Genomic DNA, 20,066 nt, shown 5'->3' with positions numbered 1-20,066 from the left:
CCAGGGCGCACCGGCTGCGCCGGGGGGAGATGCTACACGGGGGCTCCCACACGCTCCGGAGAGCCCCTCGCGTCACCTCGCCCCACCTGGGGAATGTGCTCCAGTGGGCCTCCACTGGACGCTTCAACCGCCTGCATGTCCGCCCCCCCTTCTTCGGGTTCTCAGGCCTCTGTGGCTTGAGACGAAAAACCCTGACAAAAAATCACGGGTTTTCCCTTATTAGACGCCAATCCACGCTGGGCGGGTCCTTCGGTGCCTCCCTGAACGTCCGGAAGTGAGAATCATTCCCTACCGGGCGCGTTCCCGCCATCCGCGGGGTGACAGTGCGTGTCGTCCAAGGGCGTACGGTGTGGTCGCCGGATGATTCGGCTTCACGAATTGTTCGTCAGGCTCGCGTCATACGGGTATGGGAGGGTTCCCGCCCGTTGGAGAGGCTCCGTGATTCCCTACGTCAATCCGCACTCGCTGAAGATCGGCCCCATCGAGCCGTTCGGCATTTTCGTCGCGCTGGGCATCTTCCTGGCCGCCCGCCTCATCGTGAAGGCCTCGGAGCGGCAGGGGTTGGACCCCAACCCCGTGCACGACTACTCCATGTGGGGGGTGGCCGGCGGCGTCGTCATGGGGCACCTGGTGCACCTGCTGCTGTACCACCCGGAGGAGCTCTCCAAGAGCCCCTTCCAGCTCTTCAAGGTGTGGGACGGCCTGTCCTCCTTCGGCGGCCTGCTGGGTGGCATCCTCGCGGCCGTCATCTTCTTCCGGGTGCGCAACGTGCCCTTCTCCCGGTACGCGGATGCCTTCGCGCTCGGCGTCGTCCCGGGGTGGGGCGTGGCCCGGCTCGGCTGCTTCGTTGCCCATGACCACCCGGGCACGCGCACGGACTTCTTCCTCGCCGTGGACTTCCCCGCGTCCATCTACGGCGGCCCCCGGCATGACCTGGGGCTCTATGACGCCCTGCTGCTGTTCTGCCTCACGGGCCTGCTCTACGCCCTGCGCAACGCGGGCAAGCTCCAGGGCCGGCTCCTGCACCTGACGGCCATCGTCTATGCCTGCGGCCGCTTCTGCTTCGACTTCATGCGCGCCACCGACCTGAGCTACGTCGATGCGCGCTACTTCGGCCTCACCCCGGCCCAGTACAGCTGCTTCCTGCTCATCATCTACGGGGTCTGGGGGCTGGTGACCAAGCGCGCGCCCCAGAATGGCACCCCCGCGGCCTCCTCCGGCGCGGTGGGCACGGCGCGCTGACCCCGCGCGCCCCGCCCTGCCCGGGCTACCAGTACGTGACGGACTTCAGATCGAAGACGTCCGGGTAGCCCCCGCCGCGCAGCAGCTGCGCGGCCATGGCGCTGCGGCCCCCGCTGGCGCAGTACACCACCACCTTCGTTCCCGGCGCGCCCACCTCCGCGAGCCGCCGGGGCAGCTCCTGCACGGGGATGTTGAGCGCCTGCTCGGGGTGGCCCTGCTGGAATTCCTCTGGCGTCCGGACATCCAGCAGCACCGCGCCCTGCGCGACGAGCGTCCGGGCCTTCTCTGAGAGTTCTTTCGGAGTCATGGCGCCCGACTGTAATCCAGAAACTGGAGCCTTCCGCCCGCGCCGCTACAGTCATGTGGCATGGGAATCGACAAGAAGGCGCTGATGGCGCAGCTCGCCGAGCGCCTCCAGCACAGTGACCGGCTGGCCCACCGGGCCCAGGCCGAGGCCCGCGAGGCCGCGCGCAGCCTCGCCACCGAGTCGGAGAAGAAGGAGGATGGCCGGGCCGCCATCGAGTACGGCAGCCTCGCCACCGGGCAGTCCGCCCGCGCCCGCCGCCTCCAGGAGGAGCTGGGCGTGCTGACGGCCTTCCGCGAGGCGGAGCCGCCCCGCTTCCGGCGGGGAGACCCCGTGGCCCTGGGCGCCCTCGTGGATGTGCGCACCGAGGACGAGGAGGGCTACGACGAGCGGACCTTCTTCGTGCTGCCCGTGGGCGCGGGCACGGAGCTCACCGGCCCCGGCGGCGATGGCTTCCTGTCCGTCATCACCCCCGCCTCCCCCGTGGGCCGCGCCCTGCTGGGCCGCCGCGCCGGGGACAGCGTGGATGTCACCTTCGCGGGCGAGGTGCGCGAGTGGACGGTGCTCGAGGTGGCCTGAGGGCTACGGCTCGCCCGGCTCGCCCCGGGGCAGCTCCAGCGTGAACGTGGAGCCCATGCCGGGGCGGCTCGACACCCGCACCGTGCCGCCCAGGGCCTCGACGATTTGCCGGGTGATGTAGAGCCCCAGCCCCAGGCCGCCGTAGTGGCGGTCGCTCACCGCCCGCTCGAAGCGCTCGAAGATGCGGCCCAGGTCCTCCTCGGCGATGCCGATGCCGTGGTCCTGCACCGTGAGCCGGGCCCGCTCCCCCGCCCCCTCCACCCGCACCACCACCGGCCGGCCCGCGCCGTACTTCAGCGCGTTGGTCAGCAGGTTCGTCACCACCTGCTCCACCCGCAGCCGGTCCCACCGCCCCACCACCGGCACCGGCGCGTGCAGTTCCAGCGTGCAGCCGAACTGCACCGCCGAGGGCGTGAAGCGCGAGACGAGCTCCGAGGCCAGCGCCGCGAGGTCCACGTCCTCCAGCTCCAGCTTCATCCGCCCCGCGGTAATCCGCGAGACATCCAGCAGGTTGTCCACCAGGTCCGCCAGCTTGCGCACCTGACGCAGCGCGACATCCAGCCCTTCCGAGAAGCGCTCGGGCGACAGGGACTCGCCCGTCCGCTGGGCGCCCTCCGCCTGGCGCTGGAGCATCTGCAGCCGCAGCCGCAGGGGCGTGAGCGGCGTCTTCAGCTCGTGGCTGGCGATGCCCAGGAACTCGTCGCGCAGGCGCACCGCGTCCTGGCCCTGGTGGTAGAGCCGGGCGTTGTCTACCGCCGCCACCACGCGGCGCGCCAGCTCCTCCACCATCTCCAGGTCCTCCGAGCCGTAGCGCCGCCCCACGTCACACGAGGCGAAGGTGAGCAGCCCCACCGCGTGGCCCCGCGAGCGCATGGGCACCAGCATCACCGAGCGCGCCCCCAGTTGCTCGAGCTGGGCGAGCGCCCCCGCCCCCCGCGCCATCAGCACCTGGTGCTCCGGCAGGAAGTCCGGGTAGACGCGGGACTCGCCCCGCGCCAGCGCCTGGAACAGGGGGCTCTGGGCATCGGTGATGGGCGGATAGCGCGGCGCCTCGCGCAGGAGCGCCTCGCGGCCGGGCTCCCGGTGCGCCTGGGCCACCCGCCGGAAGTTCCCATCCTCCTCCAGCACGTCCACCAGGCACCAGGTCGCCATGGCGCTGACCGCCAGGTGCGCCACCCCCGCGAGGATGGCCTCCGGCTCGGCCCGCACCTCGGCCAGCTCCCGGCTCGCGTCGGACAGGAAGCGCAGCGCCTCCTCGGCGCGCCTGCGCGGCGTCAAGTCTTGCACCAGCACCAGCAGCCGCTCGGGCTGCTCCAGCCCCAGCGCCGCCACCCGCACCGGCACCCGCGAGCCATCCGGGCGCACGTACTCCGTCTCCAGCGGGCCCGCCGTGCCCAGCCGGCGCAGCATGTCCAGCGCGTGCGCCCCGGCCGCGGGCGACTCCGGCGCCGCCAGCGCGTCCCAGCGCAGCCGGCCCGCCTCCAGCTCCTCGCGGCCCACACCGCCCAGGCGCAGGAAGCTGTCGTTGGCGTCCACCACCCGGCCCGTGGCATCCATGATGGCCAGCGCCGGCGCCGGCACCCCCAGCAGCCGCCGTACCAGCCCGGCGTCCGGATCCGTGGCATCCCCGGCCGGCCAGGGCCCCGCCCGCGCCGTCACCGGCTCGGGGGCCGCGGCGGAGCCGTCCTCGTCCATTTCCTCACTCGAGGCCAGTCCAGCAGCACGACCCAAGGACATCCGCACACTCCCCCGTTGCGCCCATCTTGCTCGACAGTGCCTGCCTTCCGGAAGCCTCCTCGCCCGGTTTTATGACGCGCCCCCCTGGCCTGGTCCCCGTCTGGGCAAGCGGGGCCGCCGTCCCCAGCCGGCTCTCCGGGATGGACGGGTAGAGGCTGACCCAACTTGCCGTCATCCAGGCTTTCCGCGAACTTTGATGCTCCGGCATGCCCCTCGGGGGCATGCGACACGGCGAGCACGGGGCGCTCGGCTCGTGAAATAATGCAGCCTTCCTCTCCTCAAGGCCCACAGAACGATGTCTTCGGTCATGTCCGAGCCCAGCCGCAGCGATCGCTTCCACCGGCAAATCATCGACAGCCTCGATGAAGTGGTGTTCCACATGGACACCCAGGGGGTGGTGACCTTCCTCAACCCCGCGTGGACGAAGCTGACGGGCTACCGCCCCGAGGAGAGCGTGGGCCGTGCGTTCCTCGACACGCTCCACCCGAAGGACCGGGAGCAGCACCAGCAGCGGTTCCTGGACATGCTGGCTCAGCCGCCGGGGCCCCAGCGGTTCGAGGCGCGCGCCCTGGCGCGCGATGGGGCCGAGCGCTGGGTGGAGGTGGTGACGCGCTCCCTGCGTGGGGAAGACGGCTCCGTGCAGGGCTTCTGTGGGACGCTCACCGATGTGAGCGAGCGGCGGCGCACCCACGACGCGCTCTCGCAGCGCGAGCGCTACCTGGCCGCGCTGGTGGAGATGCAGCAGCGGCTGCTCGTGGCCCAGCACGGCGAGGAGTCCTATAAGGAGTCCTACCGCGGGGTGCTGGAGCCCATCGGCCAGGCCACCGGGGCCAGCCGCGTCTACGTCTTCCTCCTGCACCGGGACGAGGGCGGCCAGGTGCTCATGAGCCAGCGCGCCGAGTGGTGCGCGCAGGGCATCACCCCGGAGCTGGACAACCCCCAGCTGCAAAACCTCCCCATGGAGCCCGCCTTCTCGCGCTGGCTGGAGCGGCTGTCCCAGGGCGACAAAATCATGGGGCTGGTGAAGGACTTCCCCGAGGCGGAGCGCACCCTCCTCGTCCCGCAGGCCATCCAGTCCCTGCTCGTCCTTCCGCTGCGCGTCAACGAGGCGCTGGTGGGCTTCATCGGCTTCGACCACTGCCGGGAGCAGCGGCTGTGGACGCAGCTGGAGGTGGACCTGCTGTCGGCGGTGGCCGGCGCCATCTCCCTGGAGCTGGAGCACCGCCAGTCCGAGAGCGCGCTGCGCGAGCGCGAGACGCGCTACCGGCAGCTCGCGGAGAACGCCTCGGACATCCAGTACCGGTACCGGCTGGAGAATCCGCGCAGCTTCCTCTTCGTCAGCCGCGTGGTGAGCGATCAGCTCGGCTACAGCCCCGAGGAGCACTACGCGGACCCCGAGCTGTGGCACCGGCACATCCACCCGGGCGACCTGCCCGCGCTCACGCAGCTCTTGGAGAACCCCCAGTCGGTGAGCAACAAGCCGGTGGTGCTGCGCTTCACGTGCCGGGACGGGCGCACCAAGTGGCTGGAGCACACCGTGGCCCCGGTGCTCAACAGCAGCGGGCGCGCGGTGTCCGTGGAGGGCATCGCCCGGGACATCACCGACCGGCGCGAGGTGGAGGAGGCCCTCAAGATGTCCGAGGCCAGCTTCCGCATCCTCCTGGAGGGCGTGACGGACGCGGCGGCCATCCAGCGCGACGGCCGCATCGTCTACGCCAACATGGCGCTCGTCACCACGCTGGGCTTCGACCGGCCCGACCAGCTCATCGGCCGCGCGCTGATGCGCTTCGTGGAGGATGACCTCGAAGAGGTGCCCGGCCCGCCCCCGGACCCGAGCGGAATCAAGGGCATGATTACCGGCGAGCGGCGGCTCGTGCGGCGCGATGGCAAGACGCGCGTGGCGGAGCTCGTCTCGCTGCCGCTCCTGTTCGACGGCGCCCCGGCGGTGGTCTCCATCGCGCGCGACGTGACGGAGCAGCGCCAGCTCCAGGCGCGGCTGACGCTGGCCGACCGGCTCGCCTCGGTGGGCACGCTGGCGGCGGGCATCGCCCACGAAATCAACAACCCGCTCGCCTTCGTCATCTCCAACCTGAGCTTCCTGTCCGAGGAGATGCGCCGCAGCCAGCTGTCGATGGAGAGCACCCCCTCCACCGCCTCGGCCACGGCCGGCAGCGGCCCCAAGCTGCGCCAGCGCGCGGAGTTGGACCTGGCCGAGTGGCAGGAGGTGCTCAGCGAGGCGTACGAGGGCGCCGAGCGCGTGCGGCAGATCGTCCGCCAGCTGAAGACGTTCTCGCGGCCGGACGAGGAGCGGCTGAGCCCGGTGGACATCCACCAGGTGCTGGACTCGGTGGTGATGATGGCGGCCAATGAAATCCGCCACCGCGCCCAGCTGCACCGGGACTACGCCTCGGTGCCCATGGTCATGGCCAACGAGGGCCGGCTGTGCCAGGTGTTCCTCAACCTGGTGGTGAACGCCGCCCAGGCCATCCCCGAGGGCGACGCGCAGCGCCACTCCATCCGCCTCGTCACCCGGCGCCTGGATGTGGGCCGGGTGCTCATCGAGGTGCAGGACTCGGGCTCGGGCATTCCGCGCGAGGCGCTGGGCCGCATCTTTGATCCGTTCTTCACCACCAAGCCGGTGGGCGTGGGCACGGGGCTGGGCCTGTCCATCTGCCACGGCATCATCACCAACCTGGGCGGCGAGATCTCCGCCGACAGCGAGATGGGCAAGGGCTCCACCTTCCGCGTCATCCTGCCCTCGCTGGAGCCGCGCACCCGCGCGCGCACCCACGCCGCCCTCCCCGCGGCGCAGCCGGCCACGCAGCGCAAGGGCCGCGTGCTGGTGGTGGACGACGAGCCCGGCGTGGGCAAGGTGCTGCGGCGCATCCTCAAGGAGCACGAGGTGGAGGTGGCCTCCGGCGGGCGCCAGGCCCTGGAGCGGCTGCAGCGCGAGCCGGACTTCTTCGACGCCGTGCTGTGCGACGTGATGATGCCGGACCTGGGCGGTAAGGACCTGTACGAGGCGGTGCGCAAGACGCAGGCCGGGCTGGAGCGGCGCTTCATCTTCGTGTCCGGCGGCGCCTTCACCACCAACGCGCGCGAGTTCCTGGAGGCCATCCCCAACCCCAAGCTGGAGAAGCCCTTCAACGAGCCGGCGCTGCGGCAAATCGTGCAGGACCTGGTGAGCCGGGGACCCTCCTCCCGTTGACCGATGCGGCCGCGGGCCACAAACGCCCGGGGTCCTCCCAGTGCCCGATGTGACGGAAGCAGGAAACTCCCTAGCCTGCTTCCCAAGCTTCCGCCTGCGAGGTTCCCCGAATGAGCCGCACCGTCCTGCTGCTGTCCGCCGCCGTGCTGCTCGCCCTCGGGGCCCTGGCGCTGGGATTGCCCAAGCCGCCCCCCGTCCTGGACACCACCCACACGGTGGCCACCCCGGATGAGGAGGCCGCCACCGAGGTGCTCCCGTGGGTGGCCTCCTCGGGCTGGGGCCCCCTGACGCTGGAGGGCAAGCTGTCCGGGGCCTGGGTGCAGGCGGGCCCCAGCGAGGCCTTCGCCGTGCTGGAGGTGAAGGCCCGGGAGCCCAAGGAGCGGCGCCGGGTGCCGGCGAACGTGGCGCTCGTCATCGACCGCTCCGGCTCCATGCGCGGGCAGAAGATGGATGACGCCAAGCAGGCCGCGCGCGAGTTCATCTCCCGGGTGCGCCCGGAGGACCGGGTGACGCTGGTGCACTACGGCACGGACGTCACCGTGTTCCCCGCCACGCTGGCCACGGAGTACGAGCGCGAGCGGATGTACGCCTTCGTGGAGGGCATCGAGGATGGGGGCTCCACCAACATCAGCGGCGCCCTGGAGGCGGCGGCCGAGCAACTGAAGGGTGCCACGGAGTTCTTCAAGGTGAGCCGCATCATCCTCCTGAGCGACGGGCAGCCCACCGCGGGCCTGCAGCGCGAGGAGGAGCTGTTGGCGCTGGCGCGCACCCTCCGGGGCCAGGGCATCGCCGTGAGCGGCCTGGGCGTGGGCGCGGACTTCAACGAGAACCTGATGCAGGGAATCGCGGACCAGGGCGGCGGCTTCAGCGGCTTCTTGCGCTCGGAGCAGCTCGCCGAGGTGTTCACCCGCGAGCTGGAGCAGGCCACGAGCACGGTGGCGCGCGCCGTGGAGGTGCGGCTCACCCTGCCGCCGGCCGTCCACACCGTGGAGGTGATGGGCGTGAACGCCGTGCGCGAGGGCAACGAGGTGCGGGTGCCGCTGTACGACATGGCGGGCGGCCAGTCGGCGCGGCTGGTGGTGAAGCTGTCCCTGGAGACGGAAGCCTCGGACGACCCCCTGGAGCTGCTGGTGGCCACGGTGCACTACATCAACGTGGAGACGGACCGCCCGGCGGAGGTGCAGGTGGCGCTGACGGCGAAGTCCACGGAGAAGTCTAAGGTGGTGCGGGCCCACCTGGACAAGGATGTGCGCGTGCATGCGCACCGGGCCCTGGGCACCCAGCAGATGCGCGCGGCGGCCGAGGAGATGAAGCGGGGCAACCGCCAGAGCGCCCTGAGCCTGATGGGCAGCGCCCGGCGCTTCTTTGGCGCGAGCGCCTCGGCGCTGTCCGGGGACATCGAGGACCTGGACCGTACCCGGGACGCCTACGAGCACGCCCAGAGCGCATCCGAGCAGAGGGACCACGCCCGCTCCCTCCAGATCAAGTCCATCAAGAACTTTGGGCAGGAAAATGCGTATTGAGGGGATGACGACCATGGCGCCCGCCCTCCAGCTGCTTCACCGTGAAGACTTCGAAACGCGCACCTTGCGCGCATTGGTGGGAGGCGCCGCCGTAGGCATGCTGGCCACGCTGGCCGAGCAGGCCCACCTGCCCCTGAACCCCGGCTTCGCGGTGGTGGCCGCGGCGCTGGCCGGGGCCCGGCCGAAGCCAGGCACCCAGGCCCTGATGTGGGTAGGCATGCCCCTGCTGGCGGCCCTGCCCTACCTCTTCCAGGCCGATGCGCCGGTGCCCCAGGCCCTCTCGGGCGCCCTCGCCGCGGCGATGGTGTGCTGGCTGGGCCAGGGCGGCGAGCGGGGGGGACAGCCCTCCCAGGTGGCCGCGGGCGCGGTGGCCTCGGGGCTCCTGGTGCCGGTGGGCCTGTACGTGCAGCAGGTGCTGGAGGCGCGCTTCTTCCCCACCGGGGGGCTGCTGGGCGCACTGGTGGGCCACACGGCGGTGGCCCTCTTCTGGAGCGTGGGCACGTTGGCCTCGCACATGACGGTGCACGGGGATGCGGTGGAGTCACGCGGGGGCACGCTGGAGGAGCAGGTGAGCGGCGAGGCCAAGATGCTGCTCGTGCGCACCCGGGAGCTGTACCGGCAGTGCCGCACGGTGGCCCTGAAGATGCGCCCGGGCGCAGGCCGCAACGAGCTGGTGGGCGTGCTGCAGAAGATGACCGGCGAGGCCTTCACCCTGGCCGAGACCCATGCCGAGCTGGAGGCCCAGCTGTCCGCCGTGGCGCCCCAGGACGTGCAGAAACAGGTGGAGGACCTGCGGGCGCGGGCCCAGGCCACCGGGGACGCGGTGGCGCGGCGGCAACTGGAGCTGGCGGCCTCCTCGCTGGGCGAGGAGCTCAACCGGCTGAACCTGCTGGCCAGCAAGCGGGAGCGCCTGCTGGCCCAGCTCCACGCGCAGGTGGCGCTGCTGGAGCGGGCCCGGGTGTCGCTGGTGGGCGTGGCCGGCAGCGAGGCCGGTGCCAAGGGGGCCCAGGCGGCCCACCTGGCCCAGCGGCTCGCGGCCCTGGGCCAGGAGAACCCGGCCCCTGCCGGCGAGGAGTCCCCGGCCTCGCCCACCGCGTCCGTCACGCGCTTGCGCGCGTGATTACCGGTTGCACTGCGCCCCACCGGCGTTGCCGGTGAAGACGTTCTGGAGCTCCTCCGCGACGTAGTCCGGCGCGGAGCCATTGGGCCCTATCGTGACGGCGATGCCGCACCCGACCGAGCCGCTGAGCGTGCTGTGGCGCACGGACACCCCCAGGTCGCCATTCACGTTCAGGTTGCCGCCGCCCAGCAGGCCGAAGAGGGGCTGGCCCGCCTGAGCCACGGTGACGTACTCCAGCGACGTGTCCTGGGCGCCGTAGAAGAACAGCCCCGACCAGAAGCCCGCCGTGGCGCCGGTGGGACCGAAGCGGATGGGCGCCTGCGCGGTGCCCACGGCCTGGAGCCTGCCGGGAACGAGGGTGCCGTCCTCGTTCTGGTAGCCAATGCTGATGTAGCCCTCCTCGGGCAGCCGCAGCTCCGTGCCCGGGCTCAACGTGAGCACCGGCGCCGCGGCGGAGCCCACCCGGAGGGCGTTGGGCAGGCCCAGGTCAATGACCGAGGTGAGCACGTAGGGCGCCCCCGCGTTGTGCCACGTCTGGCTGGTGGTGACCGTCCCTTCGAGCACGTGGATTTCATTGACGGTGTTGCCGCTGATGGCGCTCCCCGCGGGCAGCGTGCCCACCTCGTTGGCGGTCGACTTCAGGGCCACGCCCTCGTTGTCCCGCAGGTTCAGCCCGAGGGAGCCCTCGGCGAAGCCGCCCCCCGTCAAAATCACCCCGTGGTTCGCGCTCCGCTGGACCGTGACGGCTTGGAGGGCGGCAGGGCGGAAATTCTCCGGCGCCTCCTCGCCTCCCACGATGTGCAGCCCCGCGGCGTTCTGCTTCCAGAACTCACGGGTCTCCTCGTCGTCGCTGCTGAAGATGCCGCCCGCGTACTCGATGGTGGCGTGGGAAAAGCGCGAGAGCCCGGCCCCCGTCCCCAGCGTCACGCCCAGCCAGTGTCCGGGCTGGGGCGCGTCCGCGTTGGCCGTGAGCAGCACCGGGGCCTCCTGCGTTCCCGCCACCCGCAGGGAGCCCAGCTCCCGGGGAGAGGTGCCGACGCTCAATCCTGACTCGCTCTCGAAGCGGACCTGCACGCCGGCCTCCAGGGTCAGCACGGGACTCTGGCTTCCGCCCACGAACAGCATCCCCTTCACCACGTGCGGATTGCCCGAAGCCAGCCAGGTCTCATCCGACGTGATGAACCCCTCATGCACCGTGGGTCCGCCCGGCTGAGGGGAGGGCTCGTCCTCGCCACCACATGCACCCAGTGCCAGCACCGCAGGAAGCAATACGGACATCCACGCCTTGTTGCGCTTCATCAGCCCAGTCCTTGTTGGAAATGCCCGGAGTATTCAGGGCGCCCTCAGGACGGCAAGCAGGCAAGCCTATTCACCCTGTCCACGTGACAGGGAATGGCTCGACAGCCATTGCTGAGACTGCGTGCTTTGCGGGTGTTCCAATCGTTGCCAGTAAGTATGTGCTTGCGTGGCCAGCTCGCGGGCGCGCGGCCGCCGTGTCTCGAATTCCCATAGGGTTTGAGCCAGCTCGAACTGCACCTCCGCGAGCGTGCCGCCCTGCGCATGGGACAGGGCCCGCTCAAGCAGGGGCAGGGCCTTCGCGGACGCGCCTTGCATCCGGTGCAGGTGGGCCAGGCCCCGCAGCGGATCCGCCACGCTGGGAGACTCCGGGCCCATCACCTTTTCAATCAACGCCAGGGATTGCGCCAGCCGCTGCTGGGCCTCCGGGTAGCGGCCCATGTCCGTCAACACGAACCCCAGCACGCTCAAGGGCTCGCTCAGGAAGGGATGCTCGGGCCCCAGGACTTTTTCAATCAGGGACTGGGCGCGCTCCAGGAGCCCCGCCGCCTCCGGCAGCCTTCCCAGCCGCCAGAGCGAGGCGCCCTGGCTGATCAACGCGTGGATGAGGTACGGGTGCTCGGGGCCGAGCACTTCTTCCCAGAGCTCCTGCGCCTCGGCGAGCTGCGCCCGCGCCTCCTCGTACCGCCCCTGGAGAAACAGCGCGATGCCCTGGTTGCTGCGGAACCCCGCCACGTACGGGTGCTTCGGGCCCCGCACCTGCTCCCAGAGCCCCCGCGCCCGCTCGAAGGTGTCCCGCGCCTCGCCGTACTTCTCCTGCGCGTTGAGCAGCATGCCCAGCGCGTTGAGGGCCTCGGCCCGTGCCAGCACGTCCCCCGTGCGCGCCGCCGCGGCGGCGGTGACGAGCTCCAGCCCCTTCGCCTCCTCATGGCGGCCCTGCCGGTTGCTCACCAGCAACACCAGGTGTCCCCAGGCGCGCGCCGCCAGCGCGTCATCCTGCCCCTTGGCGGCCAGGGGAATGGCCTCCCGGGTCAGGGCCTCGGCCCGCTTGAACTCGCCGGCGCCCTCCAGGTTCTGGGCGAAGTGGTACAGGGCGCGCGCGTGCAGGGGCGCATAGGCGGCCTTCTCCACCTGGGGCAGCAGTTGCTCACCGAGCGCCAGGCCCTGCGCGTACTTGCCGGCCTCGTACAGCGTCTCCAGCCGGTCCACCTCCGCGTGGAGCGCCTCGGCCTGGGCCCGCACCTGGGGATCCTCGGGCGGGGGCACCGCCGCCGTCAGCGCCTGGGCGTCCGCGCAGTACGCCAGCGGCGGCAGGGCCTGGATGGCCTCCACCGCGCGCGGCACCAGCTCGGCGTCCGGCGCTCCCGCCAGCAGCCCGGTGACGGCGCGGAGCTGGCTGCGCCGCCGCTCCAGGCAATACTCCTGCAACACCGCCAGGCCGAGGGGCCGGGGCGCCTCCACGCGCGGCGACTCGCACGCCTCCACGCGCATCCGCGCCCAGGTCCCCGCGTAACCCTCCAGCGCCGCCACGGCCCGGTCCGCGGTGGCCTTCGCATAGGGCAGCCCCGTGCCCTCCAGCGATTGGCGGATCCGCTGCTGCACGTCCGCATCCCAGATGCCCTCCAACTGGCGCGGCATTTGGGAACAATCGGGCGCGGGCTCGCGGTGGCCCAGCCAGCCCCACGCGGCCAGCGCCACCAGCCCCATGCCCGCCGAGGCCGCCAGGGCCGAGCGGATCCACACGCTCCGCCGCAGGGCCGGGTCGTCCGCCAGCGCCTTGAGCAGCACGGCCATGGAGGCCGGGCGCTGCCCGGGCTGGGGCGACAGCCCCTGGAGCACCGCGCGCAGGAGCCAGCCGGGCAGCTGCGGGGGCGGCGGCGCCACGCGGCCTTCGAGCCGGGCCAGGGTCCGCTCGCGTTCCGTGCTCCCGGCGAAGGCGGGCTGGCCACACAGCGCCTCGTAGAGCGCGACACAGAAGGAGAACAAATCACTGCGCGCGTCCGCCGGGGCGCCCTTGAGCAGCTCGGGGGCGAGGTACCGGGGCGTGCCCACCACGTAGCCCGGCTGGGTGAGCGAGGTGTCCCAGGCCCCGGGCGGCAGCGGCAGGGGGAGGCCCAGCGAGGGCCCCTCGGGCAGCGCCTCGGTGCGCGCCACGCCGAAGTCCGTCACCCGGACGCGTCCATCCTGCCCCACCAGCACGTTGTCAGGCTTGAAGTCCCGGTGCACCAGCCCCGCCCCGTGCGCGGCGGCCAGCCCCCGGCCGGCGGCCAGGAACACCTCGAGCACCTCGCGCCAGCTCCGGGGCTTCTCCACGTGCCACTGGCGCAGCGTCTGCCCCTCCACGTACTCCATGGCGATGAAGAACGAGCCGTCCTCCAGCGCGCCCGAGTCGTAGACGGCCACCACGTGCGGATGGTTGAGCCGGGCCATGGCCTGGGCCTCGCGCACCATGCGCAGCTCCGAGTGGTCCTGGGCCGGCCCCGTCCGCGCGTTCAGCAGCTTGAGCGCCACGCGCCGGTCCAGCCGGACGTCATAGGCGGCCAGCACGATGCTCATCCCGCCCTCGCCCAGCCGGTCCAGCACCGTGTAGCGCCCGGCCACCGTGCGTCCCGGAGGGGGCACATCCCGTGGGGGCCGCCAGAGGCTCGGGCTCGTCGCCGTCTTCTCGAAGGCCTCGGGGTCTCCCCGCTCCGGCAGGGGCGGGGAGTTCAGCGCGGCCCCGGGGGTGTCCCAGGGAACGGGCGGAGGCGGCGGGGCGATGACCTGGGTGTCCTCGTCATCCGGCGTGGGCACCGGGGGACTGCTCTTCCTGTCCTCCCGCGTCCCATCACTCATGCGACTTGGAACCCATGGGTTGAAGGGGCCTCAAAAGTCCCTTCCCTTCCAACAGGGTATGGACCCGGCCCGCCAGAGCCACATGCTCCGGATTGGAGACAGTGAACTTTTCTGGGGTCAGGACCACGAGCGATCCTTTGTCCTCCACTGCCTCAACCCTCACGGGCTCGGGCAGCGGGGGGACCTTGCCCCGTGAGCCCGAGAAGTACATCACCCATCCGGTGAACGTGCCTGGCCGGGGGCGGCCGCTCCCCTGAGAGCTGTACGCATCGGATGTCGCAATCGCCCACTCAGGTTCCCACGCCAGCGCCAAGGCGCGCACGACTTCGGTCAAAAGAGAAGCACTCAGCAACCGTTCTACATGGGGACCCTGCTTGGGCGGCTTGAGCAAACAAACAGAGGTTGTCAGCGGCGAAGATGAACCGCAGGCCACATTGACGGTCGTTGTTTCATCTGGATGATCACCCGCCCACAACCAGAAGTGGAAACCATCACCGATCCGATTCCTCTTCCGGCCGAACATCTTCAGGAACGCGGTGGCATCCGTGCCGGCGCGCAACTTGCGCGCCTCCTCGAAGGAGTCCGCCGTTTCATGCCATCGGGTCCAGCCTGGGTTGCAATGGCCCAGAATGCTGAAGAAGCGCTCTGAGCGCCGGGCGCACTCCTCGGCGGACTCGTGACGGGCCAACCAGTACGCCCCCGCATGGTAGGTCTCTCTCATCGGTTGCCTATTTCTTCAAACCTGGGGGACATGGATGATCTCGATACCGATATCGTTGAAGCGAAAGAGTTTGCGGAGGGCCGCCGCGAATTTCTCTTCGGCAACGAGCCACCGGATGGGCCCCCCCTCAGCCGCAACCCACTGGCGGCGGGCCTGCTCGACCACTTTATCGGCCCCCTTGAAGAAACCGACAGGGTCCAGATCCTCATCGATGAACTTCGCATACCCAGGGCCCTTGGCCTCCAGCAAGACTCCGTCCCGATACCCATCGAAGTCCGCTTGTTCTCCGCCTCCCTTGACCCGGTAGGCCGACCCCTCCGGAGCCCCTGTCACCTGCGCTTGGTACTTCCGGGCGCTCGCGGACATGCTCTCGTTCACCTGCACCCACGTGCCAGGCCCCCCTGAGGAAGCGCCTCCCGAGCCCGTGACAGCCATGGCCACGGCCGTGGGCGCCAACGTGAGCGCAAGCTGTCCCTCCACCGCCGCCACTGCCCCCACCTGCTCCACCGCCGACAGCCTCAGCCCTACTTGGGCCGCTGCCAATGCCGCTGCTTCCGAGAACCGCGGAAGCAAGGGCATCCGGGCCGCCAGCCACGTGGCAGTACCACCGGTCCCACGGCTCACCGCCACCGTCACCGCCAAGATGAAGACTCGCGCGCCTTGGGTCCCCAAGGTTTGGCCGAACCTCTGCCCTGCCCTCTCCAAGTCCTCCACGGTGGTTGCCACGTCCGTGGCCCTCTTCAGTTCCACGCTGGCCTTCAACACCTCCAGGAAGGCGTCCACGCCCAGGTAGGCCATCATCACCGCGGCCACCACCGCCGCAGCCTTGGTGAACATGGGCTCGGGTGCCGCCGCCAACGCCACCCACGTCACCAACCCCGTGACGGCCGCTGCATAGAAAAGTTGAGGCGTGAGTGTCTCCTTCACCGCCTCGGCGATGCTCCTCTTGAGAGGCCGAAGTGACAGCCCCAGCGCCACCATCAGCCTGTCCCCGCCTCTCCACCTTCCCACATCCTCCAAGGGCGACAGACAGTCCTGGCTGGGCCCAGCGGCCGCGCAGACGCCCCCATGGCTCCTGCGAAGCAGGACATGCCATGCCATGTCCCCCTCATGGGCGGAATGGGAGGTACGCACCAGCAAGCGCGCCTGCATGGAGCGGATGGCCAGCGGCATTTCCAACACCAAAGCCCCCAGTGCCTCCTCGAACTCGTCCTGATGGATCTTCACGGACTTGTTCCAACTGGGCGCCGCGTACTCCCGCGCGGGTCCCGCTCCCGTCTCAAGCCGCACCCTGCGCGTGCTTCCGCACGCGCTGGCCACCACCAGCAGGAGGCCCCACGAGATCCACCGGGCACTCATGAGCACCTTCCTGGAAGCCATGCAGCATCTCCCTTGTACATGTGGGCCCTTGCGCACGGCCCCTTCCTTACGGCAAGTCTTGAGGGGCTGGCCCAGGCGGCTCACGCCCGGGCCTTCCGCTCAGGGGGCCCAGGCGGGCGCGACGTTCCAGCTCGAGTCCTCGTTGAAGCTCACGGGCGAATCCCAGCTGGTGCCAATCCCCGAGGCGGTCCAGACCTCGGAGGTGGCATGGCGGAGGTAGCGCCCGGGGAAGTTGAAGGACTCGAAGGAGACGCCGGTGCCCGACAGCCCTGGCTGGGCACAGAAGGTGGCGTCCTGCTGGAAGACCGTCGAGCCATCGGAGGCGTCCCTGCGGACGCGGCTGTTGAAGTGCCGCAGGTAGCTGCCCGGGAAGTTGCGCGACTCGAACGAGTAGCAGCTCGACTCGGCGAGCCCTGGCACCAACTTGAACGTCGCGTCCTGCTTGAGCGTGGCGTTGCTGCCTCCGTCCACCACCTCCGTCCTGGCCAGGCTTTCGATGTGGCGCAGGTAGCGGTTGGTGTAGCCGGGCGTCGTCACCTGGAGGGACTGGAACGTGCCCTGAGAGACGTTGGCGTTGCTCTGCCACCAGGGGGGCGCGATGCCCCAGGTCGCATCCTGACGGAAGCCGGCGGTGTTCTCGAGTGCGTCCACCCACACCTCGCTGCTGCGGTGGCGCAGGTAGAAGCCCAGCTTGTTCTTGGACTCCAGCGACACGGCCGGCGAGCCATCCAGCGCCGGGCGGGCGCAGAAGGTGGCGTCCTGATCAAAGAGCGCCGAGCCATCGCGCGCGTCCCTTCGGATGCGGCTGTTGAAGTGCCGCAGGTAGCTGCCCGGGAAGTTGCGCGACTCGAACGAGTAGCAGGCCGCATCCGCGAGGCCCGCAGTGACCTTGAACGTCGCGTCCTGCTTGGCCGGGCCGCTGCTGGTGCGGGTCACCACCTCGGTGCTGCCCAGGCCCTCGAAGTGGCGCAGGTACCGATCGGTGTAGCCCGGCACCATCACCTGCAGCGAGCGGTGCTGCCCCACGGGCAGGAGGCCCTGGGTGTTGAGCTGGCGCGAGGCGGCGAGCAGGTTGAGGTGCGCCGTCCGGACCGCGTTGGCATCCACCTTGACGATGGCCCGGTCATACGTGAGCACGCCGTTGATCTCTCCCTCCACGTCGGTGATTTCCGTGTAGACGGCCGCGCTCAGGCCCGGCCGGTTCATCAGCGGTTGGATCGACTTGATGAGCCCCACGTAGCGGCTGGTGAGCGTCGCGCTGTCGGGCACCTCCTCGTAGCTGAAGAAGTTGCCGTTGGGGTTCCACAGGTGGCCGGCCACCTTCAGGCCCAGGCCGCCGAACTCGCCCACCACCGCGGCGCGCTTGGCGGAAGGCGGCGGAGACCCCGGGCCCACGTAGACGTGCCAGTCCACCAGGTCCCCATTGCCCCCATCCACGGCGCCGCAGCAGTTGACGCCGCTCATGTTGTCCACGAGGCGGCTGGCGTCCCACCCCTTCGCGAGGTCCGCCAGCCGTGCCTGGTCGTACTGGCCCCAACCCTCGTTCTGAATCACCCAGACGATGACCGAGGGCGAGCTGCGGTGCTCGTCGATCATCTCGCGCATCTCGAGCTCGAACTGCGCCTTTGCGGCAGTCGTGGGGCTCTTGCCCGAGTCCATGCAGGGCATGTCCTGCCACACGAGGATGCCCAGCTTGTCGGCCCAGTAGAACCAGCGCTGCGGCTCCACCTTGATGTGCTTGCGGATGAGGTTGTAGCCCAGGTCCTTGTGCTTCTGGATGTCGAACTTCAGCGCCGCGTCCGTGGGCGCGGTGTAGATGCCATCCGGCCAGTAGCCCTGGTCCAGCGTGCCCATCTGGAAGACGAACTGGCCGTTGAGCACCGGCCGCAGCACGCCGCCCACGAGCTTCAGGCCCACCGAGCGCATACCGAAGTAGCTCGTGACCTGATCCACGGTGGTGGCGCCGCCCTTGAGCGACACGCGCAAGTCGTAGAGGAAGGGGCTCTCGGGGGTCCAGAGCTTGGGGTTGGGCACGGGGATGCGAATCTCCCCATCCACGCTGCCCGTGGCGCTGCCCACCTGCGTGGTGCCATCGAAGGCCACCGCCTCCACCGTCTGGCCGCTGAGGCCCGCCCCTCGCACCGTGAGCTTCAGCACCGAGCCGGATACATCCGGCGTCATGTCCAGCCGGGTGATGCGGGCCGAGGCCGTGGGCTCCAGCCACACCGTCTGCCAGATGCCCGAGGCGCCCGTGTACTCGATGCCCTGGGGGTTGTTGGTCTGCTTGCCCACAGGCTGAGAGCCCGCGTCGGTCGGGTCATAAACGCCGACGATGAGCTCGTTGGTGCCCCCGTTGAGGTAGCCGGTGATGTCGAAGCTGAAGCTGTCGAAGCCGCCCTGGTGGACGCCGGCGCGCTGGCCGTTGACGTAGACGGTGGCCTCCCAGTCCACGGCGCCGAAGTTCAACTGCACGCGGCGGCCGCTCCAGGCGGCGGGCACCGTGAAGGTGCGCCGGTACCACATGCGGTCCTGGTGCCGCTTGATGCCCGACAGCCCTGACTCGATGGGGAACGGCACCAGCACGCTCTCGGCGAGGTTCTGGCCGAACGGCGGGGTCTGGCCCGCGGAGGCGTTGCCGAACTGCCACTCCCCGTTGAGGTTGAGCCAATCCGCGCGGACCATCTGCGGACGCGGATACTCCGGCAGGGCATTGGCCGGGGACACCTGGGACGTCCACTGCGTGGACAGCGGAGGGGTCTTCAGGGACCAGGCCGCCTGAGCGCCTTGAAGGGAGAGCAAACCACAACACAGGGGCAGCAGCCGCCGGGCCTCACGGCCCAGGCGGGTACGCCAAGAAGAGGGGGTCATGGAAAAACAAATTAAACAACTTTGTCTCGTTTTTCCATGATAGTTTCACCGCCTCAAGACCCGGCTGGAGCCCAGCCCGTCGATCACCACGATGACGTCGTTGAGGGCGCGCTCGAAGAGGCCCGGCGTGTAGTTGCGCGAGGTGGCCGTCCACACGGGGCTGGCGCCGGACCAGGTCTCGAAGTTGGCCGTCGTGCTGATGTAGCCGACATGGCAGTTGCGCTGGTCCACCGGCGCGTTCGCGGCGTCCGGCGGCCCCGCCTTGTCCTCGTCGGTGCAGAACGCGACCCCCACAGGCCCGTTGCCGACGCGGATGGCGGAAGGCACGTAGGCGTTGTAGCGCCGCCCCGAGCCGGGATCGATGCGCGCCTGGTAGATGGTGCGGCGCAGGGACTCGTCCCACGTCTTGCCGCCGTCCCACGACTGCACGGCGTTGATGACATTGGCGCGGGCACCGCCGGTGGGGAATGCTTCCACGCCCTCGACAACGGCCATGAGCCGGTCTCCCCCGAGCTGCACGACCGTGGGCATGCCGTCACGGTTGAGCGCCCCGGCGCGCTTGTCCCAGGACACGGCCACGGTGCCATACGCCGTCCACGCGCCCGTGGTGCCCCGGCGGCCCTGCATGGCGATCCACTGGTGGCCCGGGTACCCGCGCTGCGCCGCGAGCAGCTCCGAGTCGTAATACACCTGGAGATCCCCGTTCGCGCGCTGGAAGAGGAACGGCGCGCCCACGAAGTGGGCCGTGGGCCCCACGACGGTGCTGTCGTAGACCCAGCTGTCCCCATCGTTGTCGCTCCGGGTGACCGTGACGCGCCATTGCCCCCCGGCGAGTTCCCGGAAGGCACAGAAGACGGTGCGGGTGCCGGGGATGGCTCGCATCGTCACGTCGCCGAACTCCACGTTCGGGTTGTTGGCGACGGAGCCGTGGACGAACCAGCTCGCGCCATTGTCGCGGCTCGCCCAGACGGTGATGCCGTGGCCCGTGCTCACCCCGCCGATCAGCCATCCATCCGAGCGGCGGGTGATGCTGCGGATCGGCGCCCCGCCGCTGGCCATCAGCACGCTCCAGCCACCGCTGGGCAGGGCCGCTTCCACCTGCGCCACGGGCCCGGGGCTGTCCCCGGAGGGCTCGCCAGGGGCGCACGCGAACACCGGTGCCAGGAGAAGCGCCCACCCCAACCGCCGGGCGCGCGGCTGGGAACGACAGGAGCTACGGCTCGTCCGAGACAGAGAGTTCATGGAGTGAGCCT

13 protein-coding genes are annotated in these 20,066 nt (G+C 70.4%); 5 read left to right on the top strand and 8 right to left on the bottom strand.

The genetic code is table 11. From position 1 onward, the window contains the following. Positions 1-438: 438 nt before the first annotated feature. Positions 439-1,242 carry a prolipoprotein diacylglyceryl transferase gene (locus KY661_RS04645; RefSeq protein WP_225409026.1) on the top strand — a complete coding sequence of 268 codons (804 nt, stop codon included), beginning with the start codon at positions 439-441 and terminating at the stop codon, positions 1,240-1,242. 25 nt (positions 1,243-1,267) lie between these two features. Here KY661_RS04645 and KY661_RS04640 read toward each other — a convergent pair whose 3' ends face one another. Further along, complete coding sequence (locus KY661_RS04640) at positions 1,268-1,549, bottom strand: rhodanese-like domain-containing protein (RefSeq protein ID WP_225409025.1); 282 nt, start codon at positions 1,547-1,549, stop codon at positions 1,268-1,270. Between the two features lie 60 nt (positions 1,550-1,609). Here KY661_RS04640 and KY661_RS04635 point away from each other — a divergent pair, with 60 nt between their 5' ends. Beyond that, positions 1,610-2,125, top strand: a complete 516-nt coding sequence (locus KY661_RS04635; RefSeq protein ID WP_075005760.1) for a GreA/GreB family elongation factor — start codon at positions 1,610-1,612, stop codon at positions 2,123-2,125. Between the two features lie 3 nt (positions 2,126-2,128). Here the strand turns inward: KY661_RS04635 and KY661_RS04630 are convergent, their stop codons facing one another. After that, a complete protein-coding gene (locus KY661_RS04630; protein WP_225409024.1) occupies positions 2,129-3,862 on the bottom strand; it encodes a sensor histidine kinase in 1,734 nt (577 codons plus the stop codon). Positions 3,863-4,169: 307 nt separating this feature from the next. Between KY661_RS04630 and KY661_RS04625 the strand changes: the two genes are divergently transcribed. From KY661_RS04625 to KY661_RS04615, 3 genes are all read left to right on the top strand, one after another. After that, a complete protein-coding gene (locus KY661_RS04625; RefSeq protein WP_225409023.1) occupies positions 4,170-7,070 on the top strand; it encodes a PAS domain S-box protein in 2,901 nt (966 codons plus the stop codon). Positions 7,071-7,180: 110 nt separating this feature from the next. After that, complete coding sequence (locus KY661_RS04620) at positions 7,181-8,593, top strand: vWA domain-containing protein (protein WP_225409022.1); 1,413 nt, start codon at positions 7,181-7,183, stop codon at positions 8,591-8,593. Between the two features lie 13 nt (positions 8,594-8,606). Then, complete coding sequence (locus tag KY661_RS04615) at positions 8,607-9,713, top strand: hypothetical protein (protein WP_225409021.1); 1,107 nt, start codon at positions 8,607-8,609, stop codon at positions 9,711-9,713. Here the strand turns inward: KY661_RS04615 and KY661_RS04610 are convergent, their stop codons facing one another. The 6 genes from KY661_RS04610 to KY661_RS04585 all read right to left on the bottom strand — a co-directional run bounded on the left by KY661_RS04610 (position 9,714) and on the right by KY661_RS04585 (position 20,055). After that, positions 9,714-11,012 carry a hypothetical protein gene (locus KY661_RS04610; RefSeq protein ID WP_225409020.1) on the bottom strand — a complete coding sequence of 433 codons (1,299 nt, stop codon included), beginning with the start codon at positions 11,010-11,012 and terminating at the stop codon, positions 9,714-9,716. A gap of 66 nt (positions 11,013-11,078) precedes the next feature. After that, the gene (locus KY661_RS04605) at positions 11,079-13,844 is read right to left on the bottom strand and encodes a serine/threonine-protein kinase (protein WP_225409019.1); all 2,766 of its coding nucleotides are present in this window, start codon (positions 13,842-13,844) and stop codon (positions 11,079-11,081) included. Next, positions 13,837-14,565: an immunity 52 family protein gene (locus tag KY661_RS04600; protein WP_225409018.1), complete on the bottom strand. Its 729-nt coding sequence runs from the start codon at positions 14,563-14,565 to the stop codon at positions 13,837-13,839. Before KY661_RS04600 ends, KY661_RS04605 begins: the two co-directional genes overlap by 8 nt. A 15-nt stretch (positions 14,566-14,580) precedes the next feature. Continuing rightward, complete coding sequence (locus KY661_RS04595) at positions 14,581-15,924, bottom strand: restriction endonuclease fold toxin 5 domain-containing protein (RefSeq protein ID WP_450097566.1); 1,344 nt, start codon at positions 15,922-15,924, stop codon at positions 14,581-14,583. Between the two features lie 120 nt (positions 15,925-16,044). Beyond that, positions 16,045-18,813 (bottom strand): AbfB domain-containing protein, encoded by a 2,769-nt coding sequence (locus KY661_RS04590; protein ID WP_225409017.1) that lies wholly within the window; start codon positions 18,811-18,813, stop codon positions 16,045-16,047. A gap of 45 nt (positions 18,814-18,858) precedes the next feature. Further along, positions 18,859-20,055, bottom strand: coding sequence for a sialidase family protein (locus KY661_RS04585; RefSeq protein WP_225409016.1), 1,197 nt, complete (start codon positions 20,053-20,055; stop codon positions 18,859-18,861). Positions 20,056-20,066: the final 11 nt, after the last annotated feature.

It is taken from the genome of Allostigmatella hybrida (genome assembly GCF_020103775.1).
GTDB classification, from domain to species: Bacteria; Myxococcota; Myxococcia; order Myxococcales; family Myxococcaceae; genus Hyalangium; species Hyalangium aurantiaca.
The sequence above is the reverse complement of the archived record's forward strand: the minus strand, read 5'-3'. Positions and strand labels throughout refer to the sequence as shown.